11 protein-coding genes are annotated in these 10,309 nt (G+C 70.2%); 5 read left to right on the top strand and 6 right to left on the bottom strand.

All coding sequences use genetic code 11. The features are described 5' to 3' along the window. Positions 1 to 241: 241 nt before the first annotated feature. The 3 genes from VNE60_11185 to VNE60_11195 all read left to right on the top strand — a co-directional run bounded on the left by VNE60_11185 (position 242) and on the right by VNE60_11195 (position 4,282). Positions 242 to 2,524: a 3-hydroxyacyl-CoA dehydrogenase/enoyl-CoA hydratase family protein gene (locus VNE60_11185; GenBank protein ID HVB32080.1), complete on the top strand. Its 2,283-nt coding sequence runs from the start codon at positions 242 to 244 to the stop codon at positions 2,522 to 2,524. A gap of 12 nt (positions 2,525 to 2,536) precedes the next feature. Continuing rightward, positions 2,537 to 3,709, top strand: a complete 1,173-nt coding sequence (locus VNE60_11190; GenBank protein ID HVB32081.1) for a thiolase family protein — start codon at positions 2,537 to 2,539, stop codon at positions 3,707 to 3,709. Between the two features lie 108 nt (positions 3,710 to 3,817). Beyond that, positions 3,818 to 4,282: a hypothetical protein gene (locus VNE60_11195; protein ID HVB32082.1), complete on the top strand. Its 465-nt coding sequence runs from the start codon at positions 3,818 to 3,820 to the stop codon at positions 4,280 to 4,282. An 80-nt stretch (positions 4,283 to 4,362) separates the two neighbouring features. On the opposite strand, the gene VNE60_11200 is transcribed toward VNE60_11195, so the two are convergent. The 3 genes from VNE60_11200 to VNE60_11210 all read right to left on the bottom strand — a co-directional run bounded on the left by VNE60_11200 (position 4,363) and on the right by VNE60_11210 (position 7,752). Further along, on the bottom strand, positions 4,363 to 5,694 hold the full coding sequence (locus VNE60_11200; protein ID HVB32083.1) for a M20/M25/M40 family metallo-hydrolase: 1,332 nt from the start codon (positions 5,692 to 5,694) through the stop codon (positions 4,363 to 4,365). 68 nt (positions 5,695 to 5,762) lie between these two features. After that, complete coding sequence (locus VNE60_11205; protein HVB32084.1) at positions 5,763 to 6,275, bottom strand: hypothetical protein; 513 nt, start codon at positions 6,273 to 6,275, stop codon at positions 5,763 to 5,765. Between the two features lie 124 nt (positions 6,276 to 6,399). Next, positions 6,400 to 7,752, bottom strand: coding sequence for an aspartate aminotransferase family protein (locus VNE60_11210; GenBank protein HVB32085.1), 1,353 nt, complete (start codon positions 7,750 to 7,752; stop codon positions 6,400 to 6,402). 91 nt (positions 7,753 to 7,843) lie between these two features. Between VNE60_11210 and VNE60_11215 the strand changes: the two genes are divergently transcribed. Continuing rightward, a complete protein-coding gene (locus VNE60_11215; GenBank protein ID HVB32086.1) occupies positions 7,844 to 8,056 on the top strand; it encodes a hypothetical protein in 213 nt (70 codons plus the stop codon). Positions 8,057 to 8,064: 8 nt separating this feature from the next. On the opposite strand, the gene VNE60_11220 is transcribed toward VNE60_11215, so the two are convergent. From VNE60_11220 to VNE60_11230, 3 genes are all read right to left on the bottom strand, one after another. Continuing rightward, positions 8,065 to 8,406 (bottom strand): Ig-like domain-containing protein, encoded by a 342-nt coding sequence (locus tag VNE60_11220; GenBank protein ID HVB32087.1) that lies wholly within the window; start codon positions 8,404 to 8,406, stop codon positions 8,065 to 8,067. A 45-nt stretch (positions 8,407 to 8,451) separates the two neighbouring features. Then, a complete protein-coding gene (locus VNE60_11225) occupies positions 8,452 to 9,042 on the bottom strand; it encodes a ferric reductase-like transmembrane domain-containing protein (GenBank protein HVB32088.1) in 591 nt (196 codons plus the stop codon). A 90-nt stretch (positions 9,043 to 9,132) separates the two neighbouring features. Continuing rightward, positions 9,133 to 9,294, bottom strand: a complete 162-nt coding sequence (locus VNE60_11230) for a hypothetical protein (protein HVB32089.1) — start codon at positions 9,292 to 9,294, stop codon at positions 9,133 to 9,135. Positions 9,295 to 9,624: 330 nt separating this feature from the next. On the opposite strand from VNE60_11230, the gene VNE60_11235 reads away from it, so the two are divergent. Then, on the top strand, positions 9,625 to 10,176 hold the full coding sequence (locus tag VNE60_11235) for a DUF502 domain-containing protein (GenBank protein ID HVB32090.1): 552 nt from the start codon (positions 9,625 to 9,627) through the stop codon (positions 10,174 to 10,176). The last annotated feature ends 133 nt before the right edge of the window (positions 10,177 to 10,309 follow it).

Consider the following 10,309-nt stretch of genomic DNA (forward strand, 5'->3'; position numbering starts at 1 on the left):
CTGACCATGACGAACTCTAAGTCAGAGCCAAAGCCGGTGATGTGATACACATTACCGAGGACGAAATGGCAAACAAGTGGCAACGTGCCCGATGGTGTCTCATTTCTACACGGCTGGGTAGTGAGGGTTGGCCCCACAGCAGCCAGGAACGCTTCCACTGCCACGCCGATGTGCGATGCGATATCTCTCGGGTCCGGCGCGGGCCGGGCCGGATACTCGGAAACACTCCGGAGGCTGCAGGATGCGGATTCGAAGGCTTGGCGTGGTCGGCGCCGGAACGATGGGGCACAGCATCGCGGCCCTGGCCGCGTCGGCGGGGATTCCGGTGGACCTGCTGGACATCGCGGCCACCGAGGGCGATCGCAACGGCCCGGCGGCGCAGGGGCTGGAGCGGGCGAAGAAGGCGAGGCCGGCGGCATTCATGGATGTCCGGCGGGCTTCGCTCATCCGGATCGGCAATACCGCCGACGATCTCGGGCGGCTGGCCGCCTGCGACCTGGTGATCGAAGCGATCATCGAACAGATCGAGCCCAAGCGCGCGCTCTACGCGCAACTCGAGCGGCTGCTGCCGGCGCATGCGATCATCGCCTCGAACACGTCGGGCATTCCGATGGCCCTGCTCACCGAGGGTCGAACGGAGGGGTTCAAGCGGCGGTTCGTGGGGATGCACTTCTTCAATCCGCCGCGCTATCTGCACCTACTGGAGATCATTCCCACGGCCCATACGGCTCCGGAAACGCTGCACGACGCGCGAGCGTTCAGCGAGCGCGTGCTGGGCAAGGGGATCGTGACGGCGCGCGACGTGCCGGGATTCGTGGCCAACCGGCTGGGCGTGTTCGGCATGGTGCTGGCGCTCCGGATGATGGAGGAGTTCGACCTCTCGATCGACGAGGTGGACGTACTCACGGGTCCGCTGCTCGGCCGGGCCAAGTCGGCCACGTTCCGCACCGCCGATCTCACCGGGCTCGACGTGCTGTCGCACGTGGCGGCGGGGCTGGCGCAGGCCACCGGCGAGGACTTCGCGCTCCCGGCGTGGGTCGCGGCGATGGTCAAGAACGGACAGCTGGGGGAGAAGAGCGGCGCCGGTTTCTACAAGCGCGTGGGCAAGGACATCCACACGCTCGACCGGAAGACCATGGCGTACGCACCGGCCCGGAAGGTGGAGTCGCCGGAGATCGCGAAGGCGCAGCGGCTGGCGCTGGGCGACCGGCTCAAGGCCGCCGTGGCGCTCGAGGGCGCCTACGGAAAATTCGCGCGCGAGTACCTCACGCGGCTCTCGCGCTACGTGATCGCGACGGCTCCGCAGGTGGCGTATCATCTGCCCGACGTGGACCACGCCATGGAATGGGGGTTCGCATGGGAGGCGGGGCCATTCGCGCAGCTCGACCTGCTCGGGGACGCGCTGCCCGACGCGGCCAAGCTGCGTCCCTCCGCGGCGGGGGAAGGCTACTACAGCGCCGACGGCGCGCGCGTGGTGGCGCTGGACTGGAAGGGGTACGAGGCGATCCAGGAGCCGGAGGGACTGGTGCGCACGGCGTCGCTGCGGCGCGCCGGTCGCGCGCTGGCCGAGTCGGCCGACGCCACGCTCTGGCACGCCGGAGACGGCGTGGCCCTGCTCGAGTTCCACAGCAAGATGAATTCGCTGGGCGACGGCGTGCTGTCGATGGTGCAGAAGTCACTCGAGATCGTGGCGCGCGACAACCTGGCGGGGCTGGTGATCGGCAACGACGATCCGCGGACGTTCACCGCCGGCGCCGATCTGGCCATGGTGTCGTCGATGGCGCAGGCCGGCAACTGGAAGGGGCTGGAGGAGGCGGTGCGGCTGTTCCAGGGCTGCTCGATGTCCATTCGCTCGGCGCCGTTCCCGGTGGTCATGGCACCGTTCGGGCTGACGCTGGGGGGCGGGTGCGAGTGGTCGTTGCACGCCGACCAGATCCAGGCGCACGCCGAGCTCTACATGGGGCTGGTGGAGGTGGGCGTGGGGCTGCTGCCGGGCGGCGGAGGCACCAAGGAACTGCTGTTCCGGTTTGCCGAGGACCTGGCGCCGTACGATGATGCCGATCCGTTCGAGGCGCCCAAGCGCGCGTTCAAGATGATCGCCATGGCGTCGGTGAGCACGAGCGCGCTCGAGGCGCGCGCGCTCGGGTTCCTGCGCGGTCGCGATCGCATCTCGATGAATCGCGACCTGCTGCTCTCCGATGCCAAGCAGCGCGTGCTCGACCTGGCGCCGGGCTACGTGCCGCCCACGCCGCGGACGATCGAGGCGGTGGGGCGCGCCGGCGTGGGCAATCTGCACTACGCGGCGTGGGCGATGCGCGAGGCCGGGCAGGCCAGCGACCACGACGTGCGTCTGGCGCTGGAGATCGCGAAGGTGTTGTGCGGCGGCGACGGGCCGGCGCGCACGGTGACCGAGGACGACGTGCTCGATCTGGAGCGCGACGCGTTCCTGCGCCTGCTTGGCACGAAGGAGACGCAGGAGCGCATCGCGCACATGCTCAAGACCGGCAAACCGCTCCGCAACTGAGAGGGATGACTCGTGACTGATGTCGTGATCGTTTCGGCGGTGCGTAGCGCCGTGGGCCGTGGCAAGAAGGATGGGGCGCTGGCCGGCGTGCACCCCGTGGAGTTGTCGTCGCGGTTGATGCGCGCCGCGGTGGATCGCGTGGGGGTGGACCCGGCGATCGTGGACGACGTCCTCTGGGGGTGCGCGATGCCGGAGGCCGGACAGGGGTTGAACGTGGCGCGGCTGTCGCTGCTGCGCGCCGGGTTTCCGGTGGACGTGCCCGGCGCCACGGTCAACCGGTTCTGCTCGTCGGGGCTGCAGACGGTGGCGTTCGCGGCGCAGGAGATCCTGAGCGGGATGGCCGATGTCGTGCTGGCCGGAGGCATCGAGATGATGAGCCAGGTGCCGATGGCCGGCTACCATACGCGGCTCGATCCCGAAGCGGTGGAGAGTTACATCGGCATGGGATTCACCGCCGAGCGCGTGGCCGAACGCTGGAAGGTGTCGCGCGAGGAGCAGGACGCGTGGGCGCTGGGGAGCCAGCAGAAAGCGGTGCGGGCGATGCAGTCGGGGGCGTTCGACGCCCAGATCGTGCCGGTGCCGGTGGCGCGCGCCACATGGCACGGGGCGAGCAAGGACGAGACGACGGTGGAGTTCACGCGCGACGAACTGCCGCGCGCCGACGCGACCCTGGACGGGCTGGCCAAGCTGCGGCCGGCGTTCAAGGCCAAGGGCACCGTGACGGCGGGCAATGCGAGTCCGTACTCCGACGGCGCCGCGGCGCTGCTGCTGATGAGCGGCGAGCGCGCCAGGGCGCTGGGGCTCGATCCGCTGGCGCGGTTCATCACGTTCGCCGTGGCCGGCGTGGATCCCGACGTGATGGGGATCGGACCGATCAAGGCCGTGCCCAAGGCGCTCGCGCGCGCCGGCCTCACGCTCGACCAGGTGACGTTGATCGAGTTCAACGAGGCGTTCGCGGCGCAGGTCGTGGCCGTGGTGCGCGAGTTGGGCATGGATCCGGCGCGGGTGAACGTGAACGGCGGAGCGATCGCGCTGGGCCATCCGCTGGGGGCCACGGGGTCAAAGCTCTCGACGCAGGTGATCCACGAACTGCGGGCGCGCGGGGGCGGCATCGGGCTCGTGACGATGTGCATCGGCGGCGGCATGGGAGCGGCGGGACTCTTCGAAGTCCCGGCCGGGAAGTAACCCTCCGTTCCGGCGAGCGACCGGGCGTCCACCGGTTCGATGCCGGGCTTCCCAAGGTGTCTATCTTTGGGTAGCAGCGCGCCGATCGCGGCGCGCGGGAGGATGGCAATGCACGACACGGACAACACGGCCGGGGCCGCGGCCGCCGATCTGACGGCCAACACGCTGAAGACGGCGCGGCGGGGGCTGCTGCGCGTTCATCGGCTCCTGCTGGAAGTGGAGCGCGTGGAGCTGGAGCGGGAGCGCGGGCGCCTGACGCCCAACGAATATCTGCAGGCGGTGCTGCACGAGCCGTCGTTCGCGTGGCTGCGCCCCGCGTCGCAGCTCATCGTGCAGATCGACGAGGCGCTGGACGACGCCGAGCGGGAGCACACGGTGATCGCGAGCGGCGTGAGCGCCGCGCTGCTGGCGCAGGTGCGGGCGCTGTTCACGCCGGTGCCGCCCACGACGACGTTCGCGGCGCGGTATCTGGAGATGCTGCAGCGCCACCCGGACGTGGTGTTCGCGCACCGCGACCTGATGGCCGAGCTGCCGAAGGGATTTCTCGGACCGCCGGCCTCGATGCTGGCGTGAATGCCGGTAGGACGGTAGGAGGGTAGGACGGTCGTGGGTAGACGGCGTTCCGCAGTTATCCGTCCTACCCCCCTACGCCCCTACCGTCCTACCGGCTTCTCATGCAGCAAACGGTCCATGAGCACCGCGGCGCGCTCGGTCTGCATGATCAGTGAATTCAGATCGACCTCTTCGCGCGGCGTGTGGGCGCCGCGCCCGAGGGCGCCGAGCCCGTCCATGCCGTCGATGTACGGCGCCACGAACGAGACATCGCCGGCGCCGCGCGACCCGGGATCCTGGGCGCGCACGGGGCCGTACCCCAGCGACTGGCTGGTCGAGTCGTAGAGCGCGATCAGGTGCTCGCCGCCCGGGGTCATCGGCATGGCCGGATATCCGTCCTCGAACGTGATCTCGGCGGACGTGCCGGGCAGGTGGCGGGCCACGATCTCGCGCATCAGCCGGCGTGTGCTGTCCTTCTGGCCCTCGGTGATGAACCGTAGGTCGCCAGGCACGACGGCGCTCGGGGCGATGATGTTGGTCTTGCCGGCCACGGTGCCGGAAAGATGCGCGGTGTCGTAGGCGACCGTGGCGCCGCCAAGGATGACGCCGGGGTTGAACGTGAGGTACCGCGGTCCCACCAGCTCGCGGCGGAAGGCGTCGAGGATGCGCGCCGCTTCGTAGATCGCGCCGTAGCCGGCGCGCGAGCTGAACACCCCGGCCGAGTGCGACTGGCGGGCGGATACGGTGAGTAGCCACGAACTGGCGCCGCGCCGCGACACCGAGGCTTCGGAGCGGCTGCCGCCCTCGAAGGCCAGCGCGACATCGCTCCGTTGGGCGGCCTCGCGCAGGTCGCGCCGCGACACGTCGAGCGGCAGGCCGGGGGCCTCCTCGTCGCCGTTGAACACGACGGTGATGTTGGCGTCCTTGAGCGCGCCGATGTCGCGGAGGGCCTTGAGGGCGTACACGGCGATCACGTCGCCGCCCTTCATGTCGCTGGAGCCGGCGCCCTTGGCCAGCGTGTCCTCGCGCACGAACTGCTGGCCCTCGCCCTCGAACACGGTGTCGAAGTGGCCGATGAGCAGGATGCGCGTGGTGCCGGGCTTGCCCCGGTGCACCGCGATGAGATGGCCGGCGCGCTTGACCGAGTCGGGCATGTTCGCCCAACGGGTCTCGAAGCCCAGCGAGTCGAGCGCCGCGGCGAACAGCGCCCCCACGCGGCGCACGCCGGGCAGATTCATCGTGCCGCTGTTGATGTCCACGGCGCGCTGGAGCATGCCGATGGCGTCCTCGTGGTGCTCGGCCACGTAGGCGCGGATCCGCTGCTCGGAGGGCGAGAGCTGGGCGGCGGCGGGCGCGGCGCGGAGCGCGAGTCCGAGCACGAGGGCCAGCGCGGAGGCGCGGCGCGCGCCGGGCGATGGGCGGGCGATCGACATGACGAGGGGACTCCGGGAAGGGGCGTGGCGAGAAGCTATCGCCGCGCGCGGGGCGGGTCCAACCGGCGCTAGTCGAGCGAGCGCCACAGGTACCAGCTGGCGATGGTGCTGTACGGGCTCCAGGGGGCGCCGATCCGGCGGACGTCGTCGGGGGTGGCGCGGCGGCGCAGGCCGTAGGCCCGCTGGATCGCATTCTGGATGCCGAGGTCCAGCTCGGGGAGCACGTCGGGGCGTCCGAGGCGGAACATGAGGAACATCTGCGCGGTCCAGCGGCCGATGCCCTTGACCTGCACGAGATGCTCGATGATCTCGTCGTCGTTCATGAAGCGCACGCGGTCGAGGGGCACGGCTCCGGTGTGCACCTTGAGCGCGAGATCGCGAAGGTAGCCGATCTTCTGGCGCGACAGGCCGGCGCCGCGGAGCGCGTCGTCGGACAGCGCCAACAGCCGCTCGGGATCCACGTGCTTGCGCGGGAAGAGCGCGCAGCAGCGCGCATGGATCGTCCCCGCGGCCTTGCCGGAGAGTTGCTGGTACACCACCGATCGCACCAGATCGTGAAAGTGCGAGCGGCCCAGCCGCATGCGTGGGCGGTATGGCCCCACTCGGCGCATGACGCGCGCCATCACGGGGTCGACGCGGCGCAGATGGGCGAGCGCGCGCCGGACGTGAGCGTCGGAAGTGGACAAGCGTCGGGCCGGCGGCGGGTCAGGCCACGCGTTGCAGCGCGGCCGCGATCGCGGTCACGATCTCGTCGATCTGGGCGGTGCTCACGATGAGCGGCGGCGAGATCGCGATCGTGTCGCCCGCCATGCGCACGAGCACGCCGTGCTCGAGACAGTCGAGGAACACATCGAACGCGCGGGCGCCGGGGCGCGCGTCGCGCGGCGCGACCTCGACGGCGCCCACGAGGCCGATGTTGCGCACGTCCACCACGTGGGGCGCGCCGTCCAGCCGGTGCACGGCCTCCTCCCAGTACGGCGCCAGATCGGCGGCGCGGGCAAACAGTCCCTCGCGCTCGTAGACGTCGAGCGTGGCGAGGCCGGCCGCGCAGGCCAGCGGGTGGCCGGAGTACGTGTAGCCGTGGAACAGTTCGATGCCGGGCGGCGCCGTCTCCACGACGGCCTCGTGAATGCGCGTGTGCACCAGCACGGCGCCCATGGGCACGGCGGCGTTGGTGATGCCTTTGGCGACCGTGATCATGTCGGGGAGGACGCCGAAGTACTGGGCGGCGAACGGCGCGCCCAGCCGGCCGAACCCGGTGATCACCTCGTCGAAGATGAGCAGGATGTCGTGCCGGGTGCACAACTCGCGCAGCCGTTCCAGATAGCCCACCGGCGGAACGAGGACGCCGGTGGATCCCGCCATCGGCTCCACGATCACGGCGGCGATGGTGTGCGCGCCGCGCGCGGCGATCACGGCGTCGAGCGTATCGGCGAGTTCGGCGCCCCAGGCCGGCTGGCCGCGACTGAAGGCGTTGTGTTCGAGGTCGTGGGTGTGCGGCAGGTGATCGACGTTGGGCAGGAGCTGCCCCTCGAACTGGCGGCGGTTGGCGTCGATGCCGCCCACCGACGTGCCGCCGAATCCCACGCCGTGGTAGCCGCGCTGGCGGCCCACGAAGCGCACGCGCCCGGGTTCGCCGCGCGCCTTCCAATATGCGAGGGCGATCTTGAGCGCCGTGTCCACGGCTTCCGATCCGGAGTTGGTGAAGAAGACGCGTTTGAGATCGCCGGGCGCGAGCCGGGCCACGCGATGCGCGAGCTCGAACGCCAGCGGATGCCCCATCTGGAACCCGGGCGCGTAGTCGAGCGTGGCGGCCTGCTCGGCCACGGCGCGCACGATGGGCTCGCGGGCGTGGCCGGCGTTCACGCACCACATGCCGGCGGTGCCGTCGAGCACGCGGCGTCCGTCGGCGGCCACATAGTGCATGTCCTTGGCCGAGACGAGCAGACGCGGCGCCTGTTTGAACGCGCGGTTGGCGGTGAACGGCATCCAGTGCTCGGCGAGCGACGGCGCCGGCGACTGCGGGGGCACGGGGGACGTGGTGGTGCGAGCGGTCATCGAAGCGTTCCAGGCGGGTCAGAATCGTACGCGTGACTGAACTTCGGTGTCACGGGGTTGTATCAGTGGTCGGGCTTTCTCACGAGCGAATATGGACCGGAAACCATCGGACGGCGAGCGCGGCGAGCCCGAGGTGCGGGCGCGGCTGGAGAAGATCCGCCGCGACCAGCGCGGCCGCGTGCGGTGGAAGCTCTCGCGGCACACGGCCGAGATGGCGCTCGTGGCGATCTCGGAGACCCCGCGGCGCGAGTACCGGCGCTCCGCCAAGAGCCGGCGCCGCAAGCGCCACAAGCGGCTGCTGTAAGGGGCGGGTCAGTGGGTGGTGACGGCCACGTCGAGCGCGCCGGTGGCGCCGCTTATCGTGGCTGAAATCTTCGAATTGCCGCCGGCGATGCCCATCACGAGCCCGTGCTGGTCCACGGTCGCCACCGCCGGATCGGATGAGCCCCAGGTGACGTGGAGTCCCGCGATGGCACCGCCGTGGGCGTCGAGCGCCGTGGCGGTGAGCTGGACGGTCTGGCCCACGGCCACCGTGGGGCTGGCCGGCGCCAGCACCACCGACGACACCGGCGGTGTGGCGGGCTGCGTGGGGGCGCTCCGGTAGCCGCAGGCAGCGGCGCCGAGGCACAGCGCGAGAATCCACGGACGCGTCATGCGGGGAATCTTTCCCCGGCGGCCGCCGCGCGGAAGTGCGCCGCGTCACGCGGCGCGCGACACCGCCGGAACCACGTCCTTGTGGCGGCGGTGGCGCAGCCCCCATCGCAACCGGTAGGCGGACACGGCGACCACGAGCAGCGCGGACACCTCGATCAGGACCTTCTCGCCGTCGAGATAGTCGATCGGGGCGTCCTTGAGCGTGGGGTCGGTGAGCACCCCGTGCATGAAGAACAGCGCCGCCGTGAGATACGTGAGGTAGTGGAACAGCTTCCACCGGCCGCGCCCGATCTCCACGCGGTAGTACGACGTGACCACGACCGCGCCCAGCACGTACAGCGACGCGGCGCCGATGGAGTTGATCCACGGCTGCTTGGGCCCGTTCACGGGGTAGACGATGTCGATGAACCGGAACGCGGGCGTCTTCACGGCCAGCAGCAGGACGGCGTGCAGAACGGCCAGCGCCAGGGCCACGTACCCCGTCCAGTTGTGGAGCTTGAAGTAGTTGAAGCGGCGGTGGGGCCAGTGTTTCCACGGATTGTAGTGCATGGAGAGCAACAGCCCGAGCAGCAGGTTGCAGGTGAGCAGGCACACCGCCACGAGGGCGACGTCGCTCGAGAGGTCAAGTGGGGTCACGGCGGGCGAAGGCGGGCACGGGCAAGACGAAGGGGCGCGCGGGTCGCGCCCCCGTGATTCAACGCATGAACGGGACCAACCGCTGATGCGCTATCCGATGATCCGGTCCGCCATCTTGGCGCCGTAGTACGCGCCCACGCCCCCGACGATCGTGCTGAAGATGAACGCCGTCATCATCCCCAGCTTGGCGGTGATCGCCCAACCCACGGTGCTCCCGACGAAGGCCCCGATGGTGCCGAACAGCTTTTTCATGAGTCTCCCGCCTGTTGGTAGATGAGTCGAGCCGCGTGATCCCGCGTGCGCTCATGCACGCGTCGCCAGGAATCCCCTGTGAACGACTGCGCCACCGCGCGGTGCGTCACCTACGGCACTGTAACTTGCCCCGGCCGGGCGGCCGGGGCCAGGTTGCGCGGGGTTCGATAGCCTGGCCGGCGCGATCAGGGACGCCGCGGGCCGCCCCGAGCTTTCGATTCCATTCACGGCGCAGTAAGCTCCAGCAGCGCCAGGCGTTCACGAAGGGCTCCCGCTCTGGCGGGGGCCCTTCGCGCATTCGCGCCCCGTCCTCCTCAATCCGCGACCGCCATGACCCGTCTGCTGAACTATTTCTTCAAGGGCCTGATCGTCACCGCGCCGGCGTTCATCACGGTCTACGTCTGCTACGTGATCTTCCGGACGATCGACGGTTGGGTGCCGCTGCCGATCCCCGGCGCCGGGTTCGTGCTCACGGTGGTGCTGATCACGCTCGTGGGGTTCGCGGCCCAGACGTTCGCCAGCCGCACGCTGCTGGCGGCACTCGACGCCCTGTTCAAGCGGCTGCCGTTCGTGCGCCTGCTCTACTCGAGCACGCGCGACCTGCTCAACGCGTTCGTGGGCGAGCAGCGGCGGTTCGACAAGCCGGTGATCGTGACGCTCGCCGGCGGGTCCGGGGCGATGGTGTTCGGGTTCCTGACGCAGGAGTCGCTCGACATGTTCGGCGTGCCCGAATCGGTGACGGTGTACGTGCCGCAGTCGTACGGGTTCGCCGGCAACCTGGTGGTGTTCCCGGCGTCGCAGGTGCGGCGGCTGGACGCCGAGAGCTCGAACGTGATGGCGTTCATCCTCTCGGGCGGAGTCACGACGGTCATCGAGCGCTGACCGGCCTCAGCGCCGGCCCGGGGCCCCGGTCCATCGCGCCAGCCGGCCGCGCGGCCCCGCGGCAAGTCCCACGCCGCCGCCGAATCGCACGACATTGAGGGGCAGCGTGTCGGTGGAGATCCACGATTCGCCG

The sequence above is a fragment of the Gemmatimonadaceae bacterium genome (genome assembly GCA_035533755.1).
Lineage (GTDB): Bacteria > Gemmatimonadota > Gemmatimonadetes > Gemmatimonadales > Gemmatimonadaceae > JAGWRI01.